This is a genomic window from Curtobacterium sp. MCPF17_051 (assembly GCF_003234595.1).
Taxonomy (GTDB): Bacteria; Actinomycetota; Actinomycetes; order Actinomycetales; family Microbacteriaceae; genus Curtobacterium; species Curtobacterium flaccumfaciens.
Genome location: NZ_QKSE01000013.1, coordinates 40,816 through 61,913, shown reverse-complemented (window position 1 = coordinate 61,913; position 21,098 = coordinate 40,816). Strand labels below are relative to the sequence as shown.

The 21,098-nt window shown below is 72.6% G+C and carries 22 protein-coding genes; 12 read left to right on the top strand and 10 right to left on the bottom strand.

Annotation, left to right across the window (positions count from 1 at the left end; genetic code table 11):
* Positions 1 to 52 precede the first annotated feature (52 nt).
* Positions 53 to 1,216, top strand: coding sequence for an exonuclease SbcCD subunit D (locus tag DEJ35_RS11650; protein ID WP_111123681.1), 1,164 nt, complete (start codon positions 53 to 55; stop codon positions 1,214 to 1,216).
* Positions 1,216 to 4,206: an AAA family ATPase gene (locus tag DEJ35_RS11645; RefSeq protein ID WP_111192770.1), complete on the top strand. Its 2,991-nt coding sequence runs from the start codon at positions 1,216 to 1,218 to the stop codon at positions 4,204 to 4,206. The genes DEJ35_RS11650 and DEJ35_RS11645 overlap by 1 nt, the downstream gene beginning before the upstream one ends.
* Positions 4,207 to 4,238: 32 nt before the next feature.
* Here the strand turns inward: DEJ35_RS11645 and DEJ35_RS17335 are convergent, their stop codons facing one another.
* Positions 4,239 to 4,415 carry a hypothetical protein gene (locus tag DEJ35_RS17335; RefSeq protein ID WP_181419972.1) on the bottom strand — a complete coding sequence of 59 codons (177 nt, stop codon included), beginning with the start codon at positions 4,413 to 4,415 and terminating at the stop codon, positions 4,239 to 4,241.
* Positions 4,412 to 5,221, bottom strand: coding sequence for a class E sortase (locus DEJ35_RS11640; RefSeq protein WP_258369776.1), 810 nt, complete (start codon positions 5,219 to 5,221; stop codon positions 4,412 to 4,414). The genes DEJ35_RS17335 and DEJ35_RS11640 overlap by 4 nt, the downstream gene beginning before the upstream one ends.
* 94 nt (positions 5,222 to 5,315) lie before the next feature.
* On the opposite strand from DEJ35_RS11640, the gene DEJ35_RS11635 reads away from it, so the two are divergent.
* Positions 5,316 to 5,774 carry a GNAT family acetyltransferase gene (locus tag DEJ35_RS11635; protein WP_111192769.1) on the top strand — a complete coding sequence of 153 codons (459 nt, stop codon included), beginning with the start codon at positions 5,316 to 5,318 and terminating at the stop codon, positions 5,772 to 5,774.
* Positions 5,775 to 5,786: 12 nt separating this feature from the next.
* Here DEJ35_RS11635 and DEJ35_RS11630 read toward each other — a convergent pair whose 3' ends face one another.
* Complete coding sequence (locus DEJ35_RS11630) at positions 5,787 to 6,713, bottom strand: EamA family transporter (protein ID WP_111192768.1); 927 nt, start codon at positions 6,711 to 6,713, stop codon at positions 5,787 to 5,789.
* Between the two features lie 36 nt (positions 6,714 to 6,749).
* On the opposite strand from DEJ35_RS11630, the gene DEJ35_RS11625 reads away from it, so the two are divergent.
* From DEJ35_RS11625 to DEJ35_RS11600, 6 genes are all read left to right on the top strand, one after another.
* Entirely contained in the window at positions 6,750 to 7,898 is a 1,149-nt protein-coding gene (locus DEJ35_RS11625) for a CPBP family intramembrane glutamic endopeptidase (RefSeq protein ID WP_146244786.1), read from the top strand.
* A gap of 9 nt (positions 7,899 to 7,907) precedes the next feature.
* Positions 7,908 to 9,776 carry a DNA helicase RecQ gene (gene recQ, locus DEJ35_RS11620; RefSeq protein WP_111192766.1) on the top strand — a complete coding sequence of 623 codons (1,869 nt, stop codon included), beginning with the start codon at positions 7,908 to 7,910 and terminating at the stop codon, positions 9,774 to 9,776.
* A gap of 87 nt (positions 9,777 to 9,863) precedes the next feature.
* Complete coding sequence (locus DEJ35_RS11615) at positions 9,864 to 10,610, top strand: 1-acyl-sn-glycerol-3-phosphate acyltransferase (RefSeq protein ID WP_027465061.1); 747 nt, start codon at positions 9,864 to 9,866, stop codon at positions 10,608 to 10,610.
* A 135-nt stretch (positions 10,611 to 10,745) separates the two neighbouring features.
* Positions 10,746 to 11,090 carry a hypothetical protein gene (locus tag DEJ35_RS11610; protein ID WP_111192765.1) on the top strand — a complete coding sequence of 115 codons (345 nt, stop codon included), beginning with the start codon at positions 10,746 to 10,748 and terminating at the stop codon, positions 11,088 to 11,090.
* 19 nt (positions 11,091 to 11,109) lie between these two features.
* Positions 11,110 to 11,991 (top strand): M23 family metallopeptidase, encoded by an 882-nt coding sequence (locus DEJ35_RS11605; RefSeq protein WP_146244785.1) that lies wholly within the window; start codon positions 11,110 to 11,112, stop codon positions 11,989 to 11,991.
* 61 nt (positions 11,992 to 12,052) lie between these two features.
* Positions 12,053 to 12,901, top strand: a complete 849-nt coding sequence (locus tag DEJ35_RS11600) for an NAD(P)-dependent oxidoreductase (protein WP_258378470.1) — start codon at positions 12,053 to 12,055, stop codon at positions 12,899 to 12,901.
* Between the two features lie 9 nt (positions 12,902 to 12,910).
* Here the strand turns inward: DEJ35_RS11600 and DEJ35_RS11595 are convergent, their stop codons facing one another.
* Positions 12,911 to 13,114 (bottom strand): hypothetical protein, encoded by a 204-nt coding sequence (locus tag DEJ35_RS11595; protein WP_027465064.1) that lies wholly within the window; start codon positions 13,112 to 13,114, stop codon positions 12,911 to 12,913.
* Positions 13,115 to 13,124: 10 nt separating this feature from the next.
* Positions 13,125 to 13,643 (bottom strand): MarR family winged helix-turn-helix transcriptional regulator, encoded by a 519-nt coding sequence (locus DEJ35_RS11590; RefSeq protein ID WP_110858877.1) that lies wholly within the window; start codon positions 13,641 to 13,643, stop codon positions 13,125 to 13,127.
* Positions 13,644 to 13,773: 130 nt separating this feature from the next.
* Here DEJ35_RS11590 and DEJ35_RS11585 point away from each other — a divergent pair, with 130 nt between their 5' ends.
* Positions 13,774 to 14,667, top strand: coding sequence for an alpha-E domain-containing protein (locus DEJ35_RS11585; protein ID WP_110858878.1), 894 nt, complete (start codon positions 13,774 to 13,776; stop codon positions 14,665 to 14,667).
* A 168-nt stretch (positions 14,668 to 14,835) separates the two neighbouring features.
* On the opposite strand, the gene DEJ35_RS11580 is transcribed toward DEJ35_RS11585, so the two are convergent.
* Positions 14,836 to 16,173 carry an MFS transporter gene (locus DEJ35_RS11580; RefSeq protein ID WP_181435573.1) on the bottom strand — a complete coding sequence of 446 codons (1,338 nt, stop codon included), beginning with the start codon at positions 16,171 to 16,173 and terminating at the stop codon, positions 14,836 to 14,838.
* The gene (locus tag DEJ35_RS11575; RefSeq protein ID WP_110858879.1) at positions 16,170 to 16,580 is read right to left on the bottom strand and encodes a MarR family winged helix-turn-helix transcriptional regulator; all 411 of its coding nucleotides are present in this window, start codon (positions 16,578 to 16,580) and stop codon (positions 16,170 to 16,172) included. The genes DEJ35_RS11580 and DEJ35_RS11575 overlap by 4 nt, the downstream gene beginning before the upstream one ends.
* Positions 16,581 to 16,675: 95 nt before the next feature.
* On the opposite strand from DEJ35_RS11575, the gene DEJ35_RS11570 reads away from it, so the two are divergent.
* Positions 16,676 to 17,428: an SDR family NAD(P)-dependent oxidoreductase gene (locus DEJ35_RS11570; protein ID WP_111192762.1), complete on the top strand. Its 753-nt coding sequence runs from the start codon at positions 16,676 to 16,678 to the stop codon at positions 17,426 to 17,428.
* A 179-nt stretch (positions 17,429 to 17,607) separates the two neighbouring features.
* Here the strand turns inward: DEJ35_RS11570 and DEJ35_RS11565 are convergent, their stop codons facing one another.
* The 3 genes from DEJ35_RS11565 to DEJ35_RS11555 form a co-directional block, all read right to left on the bottom strand.
* On the bottom strand, positions 17,608 to 18,570 hold the full coding sequence (locus DEJ35_RS11565; RefSeq protein ID WP_111123830.1) for an acetamidase/formamidase family protein: 963 nt from the start codon (positions 18,568 to 18,570) through the stop codon (positions 17,608 to 17,610).
* Positions 18,571 to 18,700: 130 nt separating this feature from the next.
* The gene (locus DEJ35_RS11560; protein WP_111123831.1) at positions 18,701 to 18,970 is read right to left on the bottom strand and encodes a hypothetical protein; all 270 of its coding nucleotides are present in this window, start codon (positions 18,968 to 18,970) and stop codon (positions 18,701 to 18,703) included.
* 11 nt (positions 18,971 to 18,981) lie between these two features.
* Positions 18,982 to 20,139: an inorganic phosphate transporter gene (locus DEJ35_RS11555; protein ID WP_111192761.1), complete on the bottom strand. Its 1,158-nt coding sequence runs from the start codon at positions 20,137 to 20,139 to the stop codon at positions 18,982 to 18,984.
* Positions 20,140 to 20,226: 87 nt separating this feature from the next.
* Between DEJ35_RS11555 and DEJ35_RS11550 the strand changes: the two genes are divergently transcribed.
* Positions 20,227 to 21,096, top strand: coding sequence for an alpha/beta hydrolase (locus DEJ35_RS11550; protein ID WP_110858950.1), 870 nt, complete (start codon positions 20,227 to 20,229; stop codon positions 21,094 to 21,096).
* Positions 21,097 to 21,098 lie beyond the last annotated feature (2 nt).

Below are 21,098 nucleotides of genomic sequence, written 5' to 3'. Positions count from 1 at the left end.
AGGGCACAGCGAGGTGTCCGGGGATGTCCCCGGCCGGCGTTACCGTGGCCGCATGCGGATCCTGCACACCGGCGACTGGCACCTCGGCCGCACACTGCTGGGTGCCGACCTGCTCGAGCACCAGGCCGCGTTCACCGACTGGCTCGTCGACCTCGCCCGCGAACGGGCGGTCGACCTCGTCGTCATCGCCGGCGACGTCTACGACCGCGCGATCCCGCCGGTGGACGCCGTCCGCATGCTCTCCCGCGTGCTCGAGCGCCTCGCCGAGACCACGACGGTGGTCCTCACGCCGGGCAACCACGACTCCGCCGCGCGGCTCGGCTTCGGTGCCGGCGTGATGGGGCAGCGCGTGCGCATCCTCGCCGAGCCCGCACACGTGGCCGATCCGGTGCTCGTGACCGACGACGACGGCCCGGTGGCCGTGTACGGCATCCCGTACCTGCACCCCGACCTCACGCGGTACGCCCTGGCGGCGGTCCCCGACGAACCCCTCGCCCGCTCACACCACGCCGTCGTGCACGCCGCCACCGAACGGATCCGCGCCGACCTCGAGACGCGGGCCGGCACCCGGAGCGTCGTCGTCGCACACGCCTTCGTCGGGGGCGCCGACCCGAGCGACAGCGAGCAGGACATCCGCGTCGGCGGGGTCGACCGTGTGGCCGAGTCCGTGTTCGACGGGTTCGACTACGTCGCCCTCGGGCACCTGCACGGCCCGCAGCGCGTCGGCGACGACGACCGGATCCGGTACGCCGGGTCCCCGCTGGCGTTCTCGTTCGGCGAGCGGCACCAGCGGAAGTCCGTGACCATCGCCGACCTCGACGCGGTGGGTGCCGTCACCGTCGAGCTCGTACCGACCCCGGTGCCGCGGCGGCTCGTCGACGTCCGGGGCAGCATCGACGCCATCGAGTCCGGGGAGTTCCGGGCCGATGCCGACGCCTGGGTCCGCGTCGCGGTGACCGACACCGTGCACCCGGAACGCATGTACGCCCGCGTGAAGGACCTCTTCCCGCACGCCCTGGCGATCACGCACGAGCCGGCGGACCGGCCGGCCGCCACCGCCGCGCGGGCCGTCACCGCCACGTCCGACCCGGTCGAGGTCGCCGGCGATTTCGTGGCCTTCGCCACCGGCGGGTTGCCCGACGACGACGAACGGGCGGTGCTGACCGAGGCGTACGAGGCCGCGGCGCTCGCCCTGCAGCGCGAGGGGGACCGCTGATGTACCTGCACCGACTCGAACTGCGCGCCATCGGGCCGTACCCCGACCTCGTGACGATCGACTTCGCGGCGCTGGCCGCGTCCGGGGTCTTCCTGCTCGAGGGGCCGACCGGTTCCGGCAAGTCGACGATCATCGACGCCGTCGTGTTCGCCCTGTACGGCGGACTCGCCGGTTCCGACGCCAGTTCCGACCGGCTGCACAGCCAGCACGCCGACCCCGCGGTCGAACCGTTCGTCGAGCTCGTGTTCGAGACCGGTGCAGGCATGTTCCGGGTCCGGCGCACCCCGCAGTACGACCGCCCGAAGCAGCGGGGGACCGGCACGGTGAAGCAGCAGGCGTCCGTGCAGCTGTTCCGACTCGCCGCGCCCACCGACGTCGCCGGCGAACCCATGTCGTCCCGCATCCCCGAGGTCGGGGTCGAGATCGCCCGGATCGTCGGGCTCGACCGCGCGCAGTTCCTGCAGACCGTGGTGCTGCCGCAGGGCGAGTTCGCACGGTTCCTCCGCTCCCCGGGTGAAGACCGCCGGAAGCTCCTGCAGTCGCTGTTCGGCACCCAGGTCTACGACCGCACCGCCGACGAACTCGCCGCTCGCCGCCGAGCCGTGCAGGCCGAGGTCGAGGGAGCCGACGACCGCGTCCGCGACGCCCTGGCCCGGTTCGCGCAGGCGGCGGACCTCGCCGATGCCGACGAGTCCGTCGTCCCCGACACGGTGGCGTCCCTCCGCGCGACGGCCGACGCAGCCGGGGCAGCCCGGACGGCTGCGGCTGCCGCTGCGACGGCGGCGACCGAGCACGAACGATCGGTGACGGCCCGTGCGGCCGCCCTCGAGCGACGAGCGGCGCTGCTGCGGCGGCAGGCGCTCCTCGACGAAGACGCCCCGGCGATCGAGCAGGCACGGGCCGCGGTCGCGACGGCCGATCGCGCCGCCCGGGTCGCCGCGGTGGCCGACGGCCTCGAAGCCGCAACCGTACGGGCGGACGACACCGCCGCGGCAGCGGCCCGGCTGCGCGACCAGCACGCGCTCTCCGCCGTCGACGCAGAGCAGATCGTCCGGCGCCGCGACACGCTGACCGACGCCCTGTCCGACGTCCGGCACCTCGTCGCGGTCGAGGCCGAAGCGGATGCCAGGCGCACCGCGATCGCCGAGGCCACCGCGACCGCATCGCGACTCACCGACGACCTCGCCGCCCTCGACACCGCGCTCGAGGCACGGCCGTCGGAACGAGCACGGATCGTCGAGGCCGCCCGGACCGCCTCGGTGACCGCTGCCGACGCCGACGCCGCCGCGCACGAGGTCGCCCGGGTGCAGTCGCTCCGTGCCGACCTGGCCGCGCGCGACCGCGCCGAGCAGCGCGTCGCCGATGCCGAACGCGTCGTGGCCGGTGCCCGCCGTCGGGCCACCGAGGCGCTCGATGCCGAACGTTCCCTGCGCGAGCGCCGGATCGCCGGGCTCGCCGGAGAGCTCGGTGCCGCGCTGACCCCCGGCGACCCGTGCCCGGTCTGCGGGTCGACCGCGCACCCGTCGGTGGCCGCGCCGCAGGACGACCACCCGACGATCCAAGCGGTGGAGTCCGCGGGCGACGCCACGCGTCGGGCCGACCAGCAGCTCGCCGACGCCGCGGCCGACCTGGCCGTCGAACGTGCGGAGCACCTCCGACTGACCGGCGTCGTCGGCACGGTCGACAGCATCGCCCTCGACGCGATGGCGGTGGCCGCCGACGAGCGGGTCCGAGCGGCGCACGACGCTGCGGCGCTGGTGCTGGAGCACGAGCGCGAGCGGACGGCGCACGACACCGCGACCCGGGCGCTCGAGCGTGAGCGGAACGATCTCGACGCCCGGCGCACGGTGCTCGCGTCGACCGCGGCCTCCGATGCCGAGCGGCTCGAGGCCGACCTGCGATCGGTGCACGAGGCGATCGACCGGCTCGGAGCACTGCTCGACAGCGACGACGGCAGCGCCCCTGTCTCGCTCCGTGCCGTGGTCGACGAGCTCGACGGGCGGCTGACGGTGCTCCGCGCCGTCGCCGAGGCCGACGACCGTGCGGCGGCCGCGGCCCGAGCCCGCGACGAGCGCAGCGCCGAGGTGGCCCGGGTCCTCGACGTGCAGGCCTTCCCCGACGTCGATGCCGCACGCGCCGGCTTGCTCGACCCCGACACCGTCGCGCGCTTCCGCAGCAGCATCAGCGCAGCCGAGGCCGAACGCGCCGTCGTGCGGGCAGGGCTCGACGACCCCGCGGTGGTGCAGGCCGCCGACGACGATCCGGAGCAGCTCGACGTGCCGGCGGCGCAGGCCGAACGGGTCCGCGCGACGGCCGAGCTCGACGAGGCCACCCGGCTCGCGGTGACCGCAGCGCACCGCGCCGAGGCCGTCGAGCAGTGTGCGACCGAGGTCGACCGCACCGTCCGTGCGCGACAGGAGACCTCGGCCCGCAGCCGCGCCGTCGTCCGGCTCGCCGACGTCGCGAACGGCGAGGCTTCGGTCAACCCGACCGGCATCACGCTCGGCACCTACGTGCTCATGCGGCGCTTCGAGGACGTCGTGGCGGCGGCGAACGACCGGTTGCGCGGCATGCTCGCCGGGCGGTTCACCCTCGAGACCTCCGACGAACGGGAATCCGGGTCACGGTCGCGACGGACGGGGCTCGCCCTCGCCGTGCACGACCACACGACCGACACCGTCCGTGACCCCCGCAGCCTGTCGGGCGGCGAGACGTTCACCGTGTCACTGTGCCTGGCGCTCGGGCTGGCCGACGTCGTGCAGGCCGAGGCCGGCGGGGTGTCGCTCGGCACGCTCTTCGTCGACGAGGGGTTCGGCACACTCGACCCCGAGACCCTCGACGACGTCATCGGGCAGCTGTCCCGACTGACCGCCGGCGGGCGACAGGTCGGGATCGTCAGCCACGTCGAAGAACTCAAGCAGCGGATCCCGGAGCGGATCGCCGTGCGCCGCACCCCGACCGGCGGGTCGCGGGTGACGACCACGGTCTGACCAGACCAGACCAGACCAGACCAGACCAGGCGCTACGGGGTCGGCGTGGCCCCCACCGTGCCGTCCGGCGGCGGCAGGATGTCCGCTGCGATCCACGGGAACACCCACTGGAACAGCACGAACACGATTGCCGCGAGCAGGACCAGCAGCTCGAGCACCTTCAGGGCGGTGGGGCCGGGCAGCAGCCGCCAGACCAGGGGGAAGATCACTTGGCCGTCTCCGAGAGTTCCTTCGGGGTGCCCTCGGACGCGGGCATCCAGTAGTCGAGTTTCGCGTGCGTCACGTACCGCTCCGCCGCCGACCACATCGGGTGGCAGGCGGTCAGCGTGAGCCAGCGGTCCTGGGCGGTCGGTTCCACGCCGGGCTTGTTCGGCACCGGCGCGATCGTCTCGATCTTGTCGGGCGTGACGATCTGGCTGTCGGTGACCTTGTAGACGTACCAGACGTCGAACTTCGTCTTCGCGTCGGTGACCCGGACCACGACCGAGTCGCCCTTCTTCAGCTCCGCGATCTGGTTGAGGGGCTTGCCGTAGGTGACCCGGTGTCCGGCGACGGCGAAGTTGCCGGGTGCACCGGGCATCGCGGTGCCCTGGTAGTGCCCGAGCCCGATGGTGTTGAGGACCTTCTCACGATCCGTGCCCTCGCCGATCGGCCGGTTGTAGTCGTTGCCGAACCGGGGGATCTGCATCGTCCCGAACACGTCCGACAACGCCGGCGGTTCGTCCAGCACGGGTGCGGTGCCGCGGTGCTCGGTGCCCTCGACCTTCGGGGTCTTGACCTGGTCGAGGCCCTGCACGAGCTTCGTCTGCTCGTTCACGGCGACCACGTCGGTCCACCACGCCGTCCACACGACGTACAGGCCGGTGCCGGCGCCCGCGATGATGAGCAACTCGGCGATGAGCGACACGATCGCGCCGCCGACCGTCTGGCGTCTGCGCGGGGAACGCCGGGACCGCGAGCCGGCTTCGTCGTCCCGTGCGCTGCGGCGCGACGGGATGGTGTCGTGTGCGGTCACGGGGCTCCTGATCGGCTGGGTGGTCGGACAGGTCTATCAGATCACGACGACAGGCCGGTGACGACGTTCTCCCCACCCCCGTTAACGTGGGGGCATGGAGTACCGGATCCGCCCCTTCCGCACCGAGGACACCGACGCGGTCGTCGCACTGTGGGAATCCTGCGGGCTCGTCCGCCCCTGGAACGACCCCCGGCGCGACATCGAGCGCAAGCTGACCGTCCAGCCCGAGCTCTTCCTGGTCGCCGAGCCGGACGGCACCGACGGCGATGACACAGACACCGCCGACACCGAAGTGGTCGCCGCGGGCATGGCCGGCTTCGACGGGCACCGCGGCTGGGTGAACTACCTCGCCGTGCGCCCGGACCTGCAGGGCTCCGGCCTCGGTCGCACCCTGATGGCCGAGTTCGAGCGGCTCCTGACCGACCTCGGCTGCCCGAAGCTCAACCTGCAGGTGCGTGCGGGCAACGAGCAGGTGCTCGGGTTCTACGCGTCCCTCGGCTACACCGACGACCGCACGGTCTCGCTCGGCAAGCGCCTCATCCCCGACGCCTGACCGCGCCGCGCGCTACGCCAGCGCCAGCGCCACCGACGCGACGAACGCCAGCACGATGCCGATCCACTGCTGCGCGGTCAACCGTTCCCGGAGCACCACCCCGGCCAGCACCACCGTGCCGATCGGGTAGAGCGCGTTGAGCACACTCACGACGGGCAGGGTCGCCGGGTCGTCGCTGCTGTGCAGCCCCGCCTGGATGAAGACGTTCGCCATGGCGTCGAAGACGCCGCACACGGCCACGGTGACCAGCAGCCGCGGACCCCATGCGCGACCCGACCGAGGCTCGCGGACGGCGGCAGCCCCGTCGGAGCGGGCCGTCGCCGTCGGGGCGTGCACCGGGCCTCCCGTCCGGAGCACGACGACGATCGCCGCCGCGCCCAGCAGCACCGCCTGCAGCACCCGCGCGACCACGAGGGGTGCGACGCCCGAGTCCGACGGCGTCATGTCGTAGGCCAGCACGATCCCGCCGAAGCCGCACCCGGCGACGGCGGCGGCGACCACGCCTCGGGCGGTCAGCCGTGCGCCCGAGGCGTCCCGGACCACCGCGACCAGGACCACCGCGACGACCGCGACCACGAGCGCCCCGGTGGCCACCGGTGACAGCACCGTGCCGCGGAGCACCGCGACGAGCACCGGCACGACGGCTGCGAACATGGCGGTGACGGGGGAGAGCACGCTCATCGGACCGATCGCGAGTGCCGCGTAGAGCAGCAGCACCCCGACGCCGCCCGAGAGCCCCGCGACCACACCCCAGACCGCGGCCGGCCACGAGAACACGCCACCGAGGACCACCAGGCCGACCAGCAACGGGACGATCCCGATCGCGGCCGCCACCGCGGCGACGACGACCGGCCGGACCCGGCGCGAGGCGAGTCCGCCCAGGAAGTCGGCGAACCCGTAGACGATCGCGCCGGACAGGCCGAACAGGACGGTGAGCACGGCTCCCATCCTGCCCCGCGCGGTAGCCTGCGGTGCGTGAGTGTTCCCTACCAGCGCCTGCCCCGGATCGACGCGCGCTGGAGGTGGTGGCGGCCGCTCGTGGCGCTCGCGTTCCTGGCGGGGTGGTACCTCGTGTCGCAGATCCTGATCACGGTCGCCTACTTCATCCCGGTCGCCGCGGTCGGGGGTGCGTCCGGGCTGTACGGCCTGCTCGACGACCTGCAGAGCGGTGCCCTCGACCCGACCGATCCGTTGACCCTCTCGCTGACCCTGGTGTCGCTCGTGGTCCTGCTGCCGGGGATCCTGCTCGCCGTGAAGATCGCGCGGATCGGACCGGCCGGCATCCTGTCGTCGACGCGCTTCCGGGTCCGGTGGGCCTGGACGGCGTGGTGTCTGCTGCCGACGCTCGTCATCGCCGCGGTCATGTTCGTCGTCCAGACCGGCCTGTTCTGGGACGGCGGGATGATCACGACCGACGGCGGCTTCGCCTGGAACCACGACGCGATCGGCCAGTCGACGGTCTCCCTCGGCACCCTCACCCTGACGATCGTCCTCGTCGTCCTGCTCGTCCCGTTCCAGGGCGCTGCCGAGGAGTACATCTTCCGCGGCTTCCTCATGCAGACCGTCGCGTCGTGGATCCCGCGTCGCGTCGGCACGATCATCGCCGTGGCGGTCTCGACGGTCGTCTTCGCGGTGCTGCACATCCCGAACGGCTACAACGTCTGGGGCATCCTCGACGTCGGCTCGTTCGGCCTGATCGCGGCGATCATCGTCCTCCGGACCGGCGGGCTCGAGGCCACGGTCCTGCAGCACGCCTTCAACAACATCATGATCTTCGTGCTGCAGGCGCCCGGTTGGTCGAAGGTCGACCTGACCTCGTCGGACGCGAACGGCACGTGGCAGGGGACCCTCGTCACCCTCGGCACGTCGCTCGCGTTCTGGGCCATGGTCGAGTTCCTGGCGTGGTGGCGGAAGCTGGACCGCCGGTTCGCCGGGCACGAGGCACCCCGGTTCCGCGGTGTGACCCCGGCCTGGGCGGGCGGCGTTCGCTGGACCCGGCCTGGAGGCACGGGCTGGGCGACCACGCCGGCCCGCGCCGACGACGTGGCCGGTTCCGACCACCGTGCCGACTCCGGCACGGACGGTGCTGTGGACAGTGCGGTGGGTGTCGCCGGTCGCCCGTAGGCTCGTGGCATGAGCACCACGCCCGCGCCCGCTGCCGTGTCTGCTCCCGCTGCCGTGTCCGCACCCCGTGCCGCTGCGCTCGACGTGCTGCACCGCGTGTGGGGCTACGACGCCTTCCGTGGTGAGCAGGCGGCCATCATCGACCAGGTGGTGGCCGGTGGCGACGCCCTCGTGCTCATGCCGACCGGTGGCGGCAAGTCCCTGTGCTACCAGGTGCCCTCGCTCGTCCGTGACGGCGTCGGGGTCGTGGTGTCGCCGCTCATCGCCCTCATGCAGGACCAGGTCGACGCCCTGGCGGCGAACGGGGTCCGGGCCGCGTTCCTCAACTCCACGCAGGGCCCCGACGAACGGTCCCGGGTCGAGCGTGCCGTGGTGCAGGGCGAGGTCGACATGCTCTACCTCGCGCCCGAACGGCTCCGGCTCGAGTCCACCCGAGCGCTCCTCGACCGGGCGCGCGTCTCGCTGTTCGCCATCGACGAGGCACACTGCGTCGCCCAGTGGGGTCACGACTTCCGCCCGGACTACCTCGAGCTGAGCGTCCTGCACGAGCGGTGGCCGACGGTGCCGCGCATCGCCCTGACCGCCACCGCGACGCCGCAGACCCACCGCGAGATCTCCGCCCGGCTCGGCCTCGACGACGCCGCGCACTTCGTCGCCGACTTCGACCGGCCGAACATCCAGTACCGCATCGAGCCGAAGACCGGCGCGCTGCAGCAGCTGCTCACCTTCATCCGCACGGAGCACAGCGGCGACGCCGGCATCGTGTACTGCCTGTCCCGCAACTCCGTCGAGCGCACCGCGACGGCCCTGGCCGAGCAGGGGATCAACGCCCTGCCGTACCACGCGGGCCTCGACGCCCGGGTGCGTGCCCGCAACCAGTCGACGTTCCTGCGCGAGGACGGTGTCGTCATGGTGGCGACCATCGCGTTCGGCATGGGCATCGACAAGCCCGACGTCCGGTTCGTGGCGCACCTCGACCTGCCGAAGTCGGTCGAGGGGTACTACCAGGAGACCGGGCGTGCGGGTCGTGACGGGCTGCCGGCCACCGCGTGGCTCGCGTACGGCCTGAACGACGTCGTGCAGCAGCGGCGGATGATCGACCAGTCCGAGGGCGACGCCGCACACCGACGGCAGCTCAGTGCCCACCTCGACGCGATGCTCAGCCTGTGCGAGACGATCGAGTGCCGCCGGGTGCGGTTGCTCGCGTACTTCGGGCAGGAAAGCACGGCGTGCGGCAACTGCGACACGTGCATCGCGCCACCGGAGTCGTGGGACGGCACGGTCCCCGCGCAGAAGCTGCTGTCCACCGTCGTGCGGCTCGAGCGTGAGCGTCGCCAGCGGTACGGCGTCTCACACCTCGTCGACATCCTGATCGGCAAGCGGTCACCCCGCGTGCAGGAGCTGCAGCACGACACCCTGGCGACCTTCGGCATCGGCGCCGACCTGTCCGAGGCCGAGTGGCGGGCGGTCGCCCGACAGGTGCTGGCCCAGGGCTACGCGGCGGTGTCGGGCGACGGCTTCGGCACCGTCGTCCTCAGTCCCACGAGCGCCGAGGTCCTGACGGGCAAGGTGCAGGTGCGGATGCGTCGCGACCCGGTCAAGGCGCCGCGCGCCGGCCGCAGCAGTCGACGGACGGTCGTCACCGACATGCCGCAGGAAGCCGTCGGCCTGTTCGAGGCCCTTCGTGCCTGGCGTGCTGCCGAGGCTCGCGAGCAGGGCGTCCCCGCGTACGTGGTGTTCAACGACGCGACACTCCGGGGCATCTCCGCCGTCCGCCCCGCCGACGTCGACCAGCTCGGCGAGATCTCCGGCGTCGGCGCAGCGAAGCTCGAGCGGTACGGGCGCGCGGTCCTCGACGTCGTCGCCGCGGCCGACTGACGCTCTGCCGCCACTGCATGCCGTTCCGGGCATGTGCCCTCCGCGCGCCTCATTACACTCGGTAGCTCGTCACCACGAGGAGGTCCGGTGTCCGGTTCGACGAAGTTCGCCACCGTGCTCAGTCGCGCGGTGGTGACCCCGCTCGCCCGGTTGCTGTGGCGCCCGAAGATCATCGGTCGTCGGAACGTCCCGAAGCGCGGCCCGGTGATCCTCGCGAGCAACCACCGCTCCTTCATCGACTCGCCCGCGATCACGCTCATGGCGCCGCGCAAGGTGTCGTTCCTGGCGAAGCAGGAGTACTTCACGGGCTCGGGTCTCAAGGGAGCCGTCTCGCGGGCGTTCTTCGGTGGCATCGGCGCCATCGGGGTCGAGCGTGGCGCGGGTGCGGCGGCCCAGCAGGCCCTCGACCTCGGGCTGGCACGCCTGCAGGAGGGCGAGGCGTTCGCGATCTACCCGGAGGGCACGCGCTCGCTCGACGGCCGGATCTACAAGGGCCGCACGGGTGTGGCATGGCTGGCGCTGACGAGCGGCGCCCCCGTGGTGCCCGTCGCGCTCACCGGCACCGAGGACGTGCAGCCGGTCGGGTCCCGGCTGCCGAAGCTCGCCCGAGTGACGATCGAGTTCGGGCAGCCGATCGACCTGTCGTCCTTCGGCGAGGCGTCGTCCGGTCGTGCTCGGCGCCACGCGACCGATGCGGTGATGGCGGCGATCCAGGAGCTCAGCGGCCAGGAGCCGGCGAACGCCTACAACAACCCGCCGGCGACGATCGTGGAACGGGTCCGTCGTGCGCTGCAGCCGGACGACCCGACCGCGGCTGCCGTCGACCCGGACTGACCACCGCGACTGTCCGGTCACTATTGCACATCTGAAATATCGATGGTTGAATGGCGGACGTGCCGCTCGGCACGCCGCCATCGCCGGTCGCCCGAGAACGACCAGCCACGACATCCAGATCGGACCATCCGCAGCATGTCCTCCACCCCGCTCTTCGACTCCATCGCCCAGCGCCGCGATCAGGCCGACGCGCCGCACTCCACCCCGTCGCCGGCGCTCGCCGCCGTGACCCCGGCACCGACCTCACCGATGTCCGCGCCCGTCCGCCCGGGTGACTCCACGCTGGTGCCGGCCGCCCTCGTCGCCGCGATCGACGAGATCCCGGTGCGGGTGGCATCGGCCCTCGTGACCGAGGTCACGATCCGTCCCGAGCACCTCGTCCTGGTCGAGACCGTCGCCGACGCGATCACCCGCGCGGTCGTCGACGCCGTCGTGTGCGAGCTGGACCGGATCGCCCGTGACGGCGTCGTCCGCGTCTGACCAAGCCGGTCACCGCACGATGACGACCCTCGACGACGGTCTGCCCCGGCGCCCGCGCGGTGCCGAGCGCCGCACCGCCGACCGACCGACCGCGCCCCCGCTGCGCCGTGCACGGCACGCTGCGCAGCCGGGGCCCCTCCGAGCCGCCGGGGTGGCGGTGCCCCCTCCCGTCACCCCGGCTTCCACCCGGCCCACCCCGCTCCCGCCCGAACGGCCCGCTGCTCCCGCGCGCCGCCGTTCCGTGTCCTTCCGGATCCCCGCCCGGCGGACACTGCCCGCCGCGGCGGTGACCGCCGTCACGTGCCTGTTCATCGCGGTCGGCTCCCCGCAGACCGCCCTCGCCGCTCCGGCCTCTCCGGAACCCACGTCGGCATCCGCCGGCGTGCAGCACTTCGTCGCCGACGGTTCGACCGGGCCGACCGCCGGCCGCGACGACTTCTCGGTGGGTCGTGCTGCGGCAGCCCTCCGGGTTCCCGGTGGCTCGGGCCCGACCGGTGGAGCCGTCCGCCCCACGGCCGGTGCGATCCCGGACGCCGGTGCCTTCGGCTCCCGCTGGGTCGTCGGCTGCGCGGCCTGCTCGTCGAACCACCAGGGGGTCGACTTCGCCGCGGCCATCGGTACCCCGGTCGTCGCCGCGCTGCCCGGCCGGGTCGTCTCGGCGGGTGTGCTCGGTGGCTACGGCAACCAGGTCCTCCTGCGGCACGCCGACGGCACCGCGACGCGGTACGGGCACCTGTCGGCGATCGACGTCCGCCGCGGCCAGGTCCTCCGCGTGGGGGAGCGGCTCGGGGCCGTCGGCAACACGGGGGTCTCGACCGGCGCCCACCTGCACTTCGAGGTCATCGTGGCCGGCACCCCGATCGACCCGGCCGCCTGGCTGCGGGCTCGCGGGCTCCTCTGACGGCGTCGGGCGTAGCGTCGGGACGGTCGCGGCACGGAGCCGCGCCAGGACGGAGACGCACGTGCGAGTGACGGTGTTGGGGACGGGTGCGATGGGCGCCGGCGTGGCTGGATCACTGCTCCGCGACGGCCACGAGGTGACGGTCTGGAACCGGAGTGCCGACAAGGCCGCACCCCTGGGCAACCGCGGCGCGACGGTGGCGAGCGACCCGGGCAGTGCCGTCGAGCACGCCGAGGTCGTCCTGCTCACCCTGTTCGACACCGATGCGGTCGTCGACGTCCTCGAGCAGGCCGCCGGTGACGCCCCGACCGACGCCGTGTGGGTGCAGGCCTCGACGATCGGCGTCGACGGCACCGCGACGGTCGTGCAACTGGCCGAGAAGGACGGCATCACCCTGGTCGAGGCGATGATGCTCGGCACGAAGGCCCCCGCCGAACAGGGCAAGCTCACGATGCTCGCGGCCGGACCGGCAGACCTGCTCGACCGTGTCGACCCCGTGCTCGACGCGATCGGCGCGAAGACCCTCCGTGCCGGCGACCAGGTCGGCGACGGCACCGCACTCAAGCTCGCCGCCAACGCCTGGATCGCGTCGATCACCGCGGCGACCGGGCAGTCCCTGGCCCTCGCAGCCGCGCTCGGGCTCGACCCCGCGCTGTTCCTGCAGGCCATCGAGGGCAGTGCGAGCGACTCCGCCTACGCCCACACCAAGGGTGCCGCGATGATCGCCCGCGAGTTCCCCGCGCAGTTCGCACTCGACGGGCTGCGGAAGGACATCGGGCTCATCACCGATGCCGCCCGGACCGCAGGGGTGTCCACCACGCTGCTCGAGGCACTCGGGCGCGTCTACGCCGATGCCAGCGCAGCCGGGCACGGGGGCGACGACATCGCCGCGGTCGGCACCGCGTTCTGACGCGGGCGGTCAGCCCCGGCGGAACAGCCGCCGCAGGCGCTTCGTGAGCCGCCCCACGGCCTCGTCGTTCATGGTGTTGGCGAGGTCGAACGCCTCACGGGCCGGATCGGACCCGGCCTGGATGCGTCGGAGTGCGGCGTCGGCACGGGCCCGCGAGTCAAGCTCGGCGAACGGCATGTCGTCCTCGGGGTGGTGCTCGCCGCGAGGGTCCATGCGGTCCAGGCTACGCGCGACGGGAGTGGTCCGACCCGGCGTCGAGCTCGTCCACGACGCGGACCATCTCGTCCAGGAAGTCCACGACCACGGCCATCTCGTTGCTCGGCAGGTGCTCGGTGACCTCGAGCGCGCGGGCGTCGAGCTCCTCGATGACCCGGAGCGCGTGCCGCATCGAGGTGCCGGTGGCGGTGAGGATCACGCCACGGCGGTCGTTCGGGTCGGCGTGCCGTTCGACGTGGCCGCTGCGGACGAGCCGGTCGACGAGCGCCGACGTCGACGCCGCCGTGATCTCGAGCCGCTCGGCGAGGTCCTTCGCGTTGACGGTGCGGCCGTCGTGCTCGGCGTCGATCAGGAACCGGAGCGCCAGCAGTGCGTTCTCGCCGATCCCCAGTGCCTCGCGCGCTCGGCGCTGGGCAGCGCTCTCGGCCGTTCGGTACCGCCGCAGGGCGTTGAGGACGTCCACGGCGGAGACCGCGGAGTCCTCGTACCAGTACCCTGCGGTGCTGGTCATCACCTCGGACGTCATGCCCCAATGCTAGACGCTCTAGTTAGTTTGTCTAGCGAGCGCGGAGACGGGACACTGCAACACCCGTGACGCGGTTCTGTAACACCCCGGCAACGCCGGCTCGTTAGGTTCTCGACATGCAGGAGCAGCCGTGCTGAGCCGCCTCGCGGGGAACGTCTTCCACGTGGGGAGCGCGGTGGAGCGCACCGACGTCGTCGCACGGTTGCTCGACGTCTACGTCGCTCGCCGAGAACCAGGCACCCTCGACGACGACCGGCTCGTGTCCACCGAGCTCCGCAGCGTCATCGGGACCACCGGCCCCGCGAACGACCCGGACCGCGCCGCCACCGTCGACGCCCTCGCGCTCGACCGGCACGAGCCCGCGTCCATCGCTGCAGCGGTCGCCGTCGCCCGCGACCACGCACGCCGTGCCCGCGAGGTCGTCTCGAGCGAGCTCTGGGACTGCCTCGACGTGACGCGGTCGAGGATGCCCCGGAAGATCGCCCCCGACCGTGCGCACGAGTTCCTCGGCTGGGTGCGGGAGCGCAGTGCCCTCGCCATCGGGGTGGTCGAGGGGGACGCCAGCCGTGACGAGGTGTGGGAGTTCTTCACCCTCGGACGATCACTCACCCGCTGTGCCTCCACCGCACGGCTGCTGGCGTCGCGGCTGCTCGAGCCGGACGCGGTCACCTCGTGGACGGCGGCGCTCCGGGCGTGCGGCGCGGGCGAGGCCTTCCTGCGCGGACGCGACCACCATCCGGTGCCGTCCGACGCCGCCGCCTTCCTGCTCCTCGACGCACACAGCCCACGGTCGTTGCGCTTCACCGTGCACCGCGCGGCCGAGTGCCTGGCCGACGTCGCCCCGTCCTGCGTCGCGGACGAGGTCGCCGGGTTCGACGAGGTCCGCGCCCTGCTCGACGGCATCCCCGAGGAGTCGGCGCTCGCCGTGGCGGGCGACGTCGGGCAACGGCTGGCGGTGGCTGCCGACCGCGTCGCCGCGGCCCTCGACGAGCGGGTCTTCGCGTCGTCCGCACCCGTGCTCTGACCGACGGCGCGCGGGCCCGGAACGGGGCCGGTCCGTGCCTCGCGACCGCGGCCGTGGGCGGGGGTGACGTCGGACGGGAGGCCCGTGGCGGCGCCGGTGCGGGCCTCCCGTCCGACGGCCGGTGTGTCACGGGCCGTCGGCCGACGGACAGGTCGACCCGTCGGTCCGTCAGACGGCGCTGGAGCGGTCGGCGAGCGTCTCGTCGCGTTCCAGCTCTCGGCGGAGCGCCGCGCGTGAGCCGACCACCGGCACGGCGTGCGTGATCGCCAGGTGCAGCCGTGAGTCGGCGTCGTAGCGCAACCGGACCCGCTGGTACCGGACGAGCCAGACGAGCGCGATCCCGAGTGCGACGAAGCCCGAGGCCGCGCCGACCACGATCGCCCAGCGTGGGCCGAAGGCGTCGGCGACGGCACCGACGAGCGGGGCGCCGATGGGGGTGCCGCCCGCGAAGATCGCCATGTAGAGCGCCATCACGCGGCCGCGCATCGCGGGCTTCGTCGTGGTCTGCACCAGGGCGTTCGCCGTGGTCATGAAGGTCAGGGACGCGAGCCCGACGAACACCAGCACGATCGCGAAGGTCCAGTACGTCGGGGCGAGGGCCGCGGCGGTGCACGCGAGCCCGAACCCGCCGGCGGCGAGCACGAGGGTGCGCATCCGCGGCCTGTCCCGGCGGGCGGACAGCAGCGCGCCGAGCACCGAGCCGACCGCCATCACCGAGTTGAGCAGCCCGAACTCGCCGGCGCCCTGGTGGAACTCGACCCGCGCCATCGTCGAGGTGAAGATCGGGAAGTTCACGCCGAACGTGCCGACGACGAAGATCATGCAGAGCACGACGACGATGTCCGGCCGGGTGCGGACGTACCGGAAGCCGGCCACGATCTGCCCCTTGCCGCGGCCCGCCCGGACCCGTTCGGCGAGCTGGGCGGGGTCGACGAAGCGGAGTGCGAGCAGGACCGCCAGGAACGACCCGGCATTGATGACGAACACCCATCCGGAGCCGATCGCCGCGATGAGCACCCCGGCGACCGCGGGGCCGATCAGGCGTGCGGCGTTGAACGACGCGGAGTTCAGGGCGACGGCGTTCGAGACGTCCTCGCCCTGCACGACGTCGGAGACGAAGGCCTGCCGGATCGGGGCGTCGAACGCGGCGACGATGCCGAGTGCCAGGGCGAAGCCGTACAGCGCGAGCAGGGTGGCGGTGTGCGTGAGGACCATGACGCCGAGTCCCAGCCCGAGCAGCCCCATCAGGCCCTGGGTGAGCATGAGCATCTTCCGGCGGTCGAACCGGTCGGCGGCGAGCCCGGTGAGCGGCAGGAGCAGCAGCTGGGGGCCGAACTGCAGGGCCATCGTGATGCCCACCGCGACGGCGTCGTCGTCGGAGAGCTGGGTCAGCACGATCCAGTCCTGGGCGGTGCGCTGCATCCAGGTGCCGACGTTCGACACCAGGGCCCCGGCGAACCAGATCCGGTAGTTGCGTCCGGCGAGGGAGCGGAACATGGCGGTCACTGCTGGGCCAGCCTCCTCATGATCTCGGTGGCGTCGGCGAGGGTGCTCCGCTCGTCGGCGGTGAGCGCTGCGAGTCGGGGGGTGAGCCAGCCGTCGCGGCGGCGTCGGGTCTCCTCGACGAAGGCGGCCCCGGCGGGTGTCGCACCGAGCAGCACCTTGCGGCGGTCGTCCCCGTGCCCGCACTTCGACACCAGGCCCCGCTCGACCAGCACCGCGACGGTCTTCGTCATCGAGGGCGGGGTCACGCCGTCCTGTCGGCTCAGGTCGGCCAGGGTCATGGCGCCGTCGCGGTGCAGCCGGGCGAGGGCCGAGAACTGCGCGTCCGTGACGCTCGTGTCGGCCTTCTGGGCACGGAGTGTGCGGGACAGCCGGTTCACCGCGATGCGGAGGTCGGTGGCGTCGGTCATCGATCGTTAGCCTATCTTATTAGTTCAGCGAACGAACTTGATTTCGGGTGTACCGTGGTCTTAGACAACACGTGTTGCCGAGAGAGTAGGAGAACATGTCCGAGTTCGAGGACAAGGTCGCCGTCGTCACCGGTGGTGGCAGCGGCATCGGCGAGTCCGTCGCGAAGGAGCTCGCCGCGGCGGGCGCCACGGTGGTCGTCGCCGACATCAACCTGGCGGGCGCCGAGCGCGTCGCCGCGTCGATCGTGGAGGCCGGTGGCACCGCCCGCGCGTTCGAGGCGAACTCCGCGGTCGCCGCGGACAACGAGCGCATGGTGCAGTTCGCCGTCGACACGTTCGGCGCGCTGCACCTGGCCGTGAACAACGCCGGCATCGGCGCAGCACCGCAGCCGATCGGCGAGTACGACATCGCCGCCTGGGACCGCGTCCGTGCGGTCGACCTGGACGGCGTCTTCTACGGGCTGCGCTACGAGATCCCCGCGATGGTGGCTGCCGGCGGTGGCGCGATCGTGAACATGGCGTCGGTGCTCGGCACGGTCGGCATGGCGCAGAACGCGGCCTACGTCGCCTCGAAGCACGCGCTCGCCGGGCTGACCAAGGTCGCCGCGCTGGAGTACTCGTCGCAGGGCGTCCGCACGAACGCCGTGGGCCCCGGGTTCATCGACACCCCGCTGCTCCGCAAGTCGCTCTCGCCCGAGGCCATCGCGGCACTCGAGGACGAGCACGCCTCGAAGCGGCTCGGCACCGACGCCGAGGTCGCCGCGCTCGTGCTGTTCCTGCTGAGCGACAAGGCCTCGTTCATCACGGGCAGCTACCACCTGGTGGACGGCGGCTACTCCGCCCACTGACGGCTCGGGTGCACCTGGTCGTTCCGGGCGTACCTGGTCGAAACGGGCGTACCTGGGCGATTCTTTCGACCAGGTACGCCCGTTTCCGCTTCCCAGGCCGGGTGCGATGGGAAGGAACGTCGGACGGGAGGCCCGCCCAGCGTGCGCCGGTCGGCTCGCGTGGGGCGGGCCTCCCGGCCTCAGTGCCGCGCGTCCGTCAGGATCGCGTCGTGCGGGAGCAGGGCGTGCACGCCCCACGTGCGGTTCGCGACCTGCGTGATGCGCATGCTCACCGCCACGCTCGCCATCGCGAGTGCCTCGGCGCGGCCGATCCCGTGCAGCCCGGCGATCCAGTCGACCATCCGGTCGAGCGCCGTGGCCGTCGCGACGTTGAGGTCCGCGTCGAAGCCGAAGGTGATGCGTCCGGCGGGGGTGTCGGCGTGCACACCCTCGACCGGAGCCCGGTCGAGGAGCGTCAGGGTCATCGTCGTGGTCATGCCGCACTCGACCGCTGTTCCGGAGACCTCGCCGTCGCCCTGGGCCGCGTGCCCGTCGCCGACGTGGAGCAGGGCGTCCGGCACCGTCACGGGCAGGTACAGGGTCGAGCCGGCGATCAGCTCGCGGCAGTCGACGTTGCCGCCGCCGACCGTGCGGGGCGGGATCGTCGAGTGCTCCCCGGTGGGCTCGGGCGGGACGCCGACGACGCCGAGGAACGGTGCCGTCCGCACCCCGAGGCCGAGCTGGTTCACGGCGACTCCGGCGGACACGTCGATGTCCCAGAGCAGCGGGCCGCGCGACGCCGGATCGGTCAGGCCGAGTGCGCGGTTCACCGGTGAGTCGACCCCGCCCGAGGCCGTGTAGCCCCAGTCGTCGGGCACGAGGTCGTCGAAGTGCACCGCCAGGACCATCCCCGGACGTGCTCCCGCGACGGCGATCGGCCCGACCAGGCAGTGCCCCCGGCGCGGGTCGATCAGGGTCGGGGCGTCGAGGCCCGGGCCCGGCTGGCGTTCCGTGTAGCCCGCGGCGCTCAGGGTTCGGACGGTCACCGTGTCGCCCGGTTCCACGGTCAGGACCGGCTGGCGTTCGGCGGTGAAGACGTCGACGGCGGACTCGACCGCGGTGTCGAGGTGGTGGTGGGTGGTCGCGTTCGTGTGGTCGGTCACCACTCGATCATTCCGGGCGTACCTGGTCGAAACGGGCGTACCTGGTCGGAACGGGCGTACCTGGTCGGACGTTTCGACCAGGTACGCCCGATTCCGCTTCCCAGCGCGGGCGCTCTGGGAAGGAACGTCCTCAGTGGAACTGGGGGATCGTCAACCAGATGCCCGCCAGGACCGCGGCGACACACACGGCGAAGCACAACACCGCACCCGCCAGGGCGACGGGCGGGGTGTGCCCGGAGCGCGGGTTCTCGTCGGAGTACTGGGTGCGCTCGCCGCCCGCGTCGTCCGGCTGCCCCGTCCCGAGCAGCCGCAGGCCGAGCGTGTACACGAGCACCAGGCCCACGGCGGCCACGAAGCCGACGCCGGCGACGGTGCCGATCGCGGTGAAGTCGATGTCCATCGTCGTTCCCCTCAGTTCGTCACGCCGGTCGGCTGCGGCTCGCTCTGCTCGGACGGCCCGGACTCGGTGGTGATGTCCTCGTGCGAGATCGGCTTGCGCTTGGCGAGGACGGAGAAGGTGAGCCCGCCGGCCAGGGCGAGGATTGCGACGAGCACCAGCCCGAACGCCGAGGTCGACGCGAGCCAGGTCGCGAGCGCCCCGACCACCGCAGCGGCGGGCAGCGTGATCACCCACGCGACGACGATGCGGCCGACGACCGACCAGTGCACGTCGGCGAGCTTCTTGCCGAGGCCCGAGCCGACGACCGCGCCGCTCGTCACGTGGGTCGTCGAGAGCGCGAAGCCCAGGTGCGACGAGATGAGGATCGTCGCGGCGGAGCTCGTCTCGGCGGCGAAGCCCTGCGGCGACTGCACGTCGGAGATCTTCTTGCCGACGGTCTGCATGATCCGCCAGCCGCCCGTGTACGTGCCGAGGCCGATCGCGAGTCCGCAGGCCAGGATCACCCAGAGCGCCGGACCGGTGCCGGCGGCCTGGTAGTTCGCGGCGATGAGGGTCAGCGTGATGACGCCCATCGTCTTCTGCGCGTCGTTCGTGCCGTGTGCGAGCGACACCAGCGACGCCGAGATCGTCTGCCCGTGCCGGAACCCGGTCGCGGCACCGTGCGTCGTCGCGTTCTTCGTGAGCACGTACGCCAGGTACGTCGCGACCAGGGCGATCACCCCGGCGATGACCGGGGAGAGCAGCGCCGGCAGCACGACCTTCGACACCACCGTCGCCCAGCTGATCGAGTTCAGCCCCGCCCCGATGATCGAGGCGCCGATGAGCCCGCCGAACAGCGCATGGGTGGACGACGACGGCAGCCCGAGGTACCAGGTCGCCAGGTTCCAGAGCACCGCGCCGACGAGCCCCGCGAAGATCATCGTGGGGGAGATGTGGATGCCGTCCTGCCCCTCGCGGATGATGCCCTGCGACACGGTCTTGGCGACCTCGGTCGACAGGAACGCGCCGACCACGTTGAGCACCGCGGAGATGAGCACGGCGGTCCGGGGCTTGAGTGCTCCCGTGGCGACCGACGTGGCCATGGCGTTCGCGGTGTCGTGGAAGCCGTTCGTGAAGTCGAACACGAGGGCCACGACGATCACCAGCGTGACGATGACGATGACGTCCATGCGCAGGACGGTAGGCCCGCCCGGAACCCCCTGCGTGAACGCCGGGTGAACAGGTCCGGGATGGAGCGCGTCTGCGAAGATGCGGGTGTGCCCACCTTCTCCGCCGCTCGCGGCGACGCCTCGTTCACCGACGCCCACGGCGTCGAGATCGTCTACTCGACCTGGCGTGCGGCGCGGCCGAAGGGCGTCGTGCAGATCGCGCACGGGGTCGGGGAGCACGGGCTCCGGTACGAACCGCTCGCGCAGGACCTGGTGCGCGCCGGCTACACCGTGCACGCCAACGACCACCGCGGGCACGGACGCACCGGGCTGACCCAGTGGGACGGCGACCACACCAAGCTCGGTCGGCTCGGCCCCGGCGGCCTGCGCGCGGCGATCGCTGCGGTGGAGCAGATGAGCGCGGTCGCGCGGGCCGACGAACCCGGGCTGCCGCTCGTGCTGCTCGGGCACTCGTGGGGGTCGCTCATGGCGCAGCGGATCGTGAACACCTCGTCGGACCGCTACGACGGCGTCGTCCTGTCCGCGAGTGCCTACCGGCTGCCCGGCTGGATGAACAGCGGCGACCTCAACGCCCGGCACGCGGGGTCGGGGCCCACCAAGTACGAGTGGCTCACCCGCGACCGGAAGATCATCGACGCCGTCGCGGTCGACCCCCTGGCGGTCGAGGCCGACGTCATCGGGCTGTTCGGGCTCGCCGACACCCTCCGACTGCTCGGGGTCCCGCGACGGGGCATCCCGCACGACCTGCCGATGCTGCTGCAGGTCGGCTCCGACGATGCCCTCGGCGGGCCGCGCTCCGTCGAGCGACTGGCGCAGGCGTACCGCCGACGCGGCCGGCTGTCCGACGTGACCGTGCAGGTGTACGAGGGCGCGCGGCACGAGGTCTACAACGAGACGAACCGCGACGAGGTCGTGGGCGACCTGGTCGCGTGGCTCGACCGGGTGACAACGCGCTGACG

Coding starts and splice junctions, on each gene's coding strand:
- DEJ35_RS11650 (WP_111123681.1), top strand. CDS start 53: ATGCGGATCCTGCACACCGGCGACTGGCACCTCGGCCGCACACTGCTG.
- DEJ35_RS11645 (WP_111192770.1), top strand. CDS start 1,216: ATGTACCTGCACCGACTCGAACTGCGCGCCATCGGGCCGTACCCCGAC.
- DEJ35_RS11635 (WP_111192769.1), top strand. CDS start 5,316: ATGGAGTACCGGATCCGCCCCTTCCGCACCGAGGACACCGACGCGGTC.
- recQ (WP_111192766.1), top strand. CDS start 7,908: ATGAGCACCACGCCCGCGCCCGCTGCCGTGTCTGCTCCCGCTGCCGTG.
- DEJ35_RS11610 (WP_111192765.1), top strand. CDS start 10,746: ATGTCCTCCACCCCGCTCTTCGACTCCATCGCCCAGCGCCGCGATCAG.
- DEJ35_RS11605 (WP_146244785.1), top strand. CDS start 11,110: ATGACGACCCTCGACGACGGTCTGCCCCGGCGCCCGCGCGGTGCCGAG.
- DEJ35_RS11595 (WP_027465064.1), bottom strand. CDS start 13,114: ATGGACCCTCGCGGCGAGCACCACCCCGAGGACGACATGCCGTTCGCC.
- DEJ35_RS11590 (WP_110858877.1), bottom strand. CDS start 13,643: ATGACGTCCGAGGTGATGACCAGCACCGCAGGGTACTGGTACGAGGAC.
- DEJ35_RS11575 (WP_110858879.1), bottom strand. CDS start 16,580: ATGACCGACGCCACCGACCTCCGCATCGCGGTGAACCGGCTGTCCCGC.
- DEJ35_RS11570 (WP_111192762.1), top strand. CDS start 16,676: ATGTCCGAGTTCGAGGACAAGGTCGCCGTCGTCACCGGTGGTGGCAGC.
- DEJ35_RS11560 (WP_111123831.1), bottom strand. CDS start 18,970: ATGGACATCGACTTCACCGCGATCGGCACCGTCGCCGGCGTCGGCTTC.
- DEJ35_RS11555 (WP_111192761.1), bottom strand. CDS start 20,139: ATGGACGTCATCGTCATCGTCACGCTGGTGATCGTCGTGGCCCTCGTG.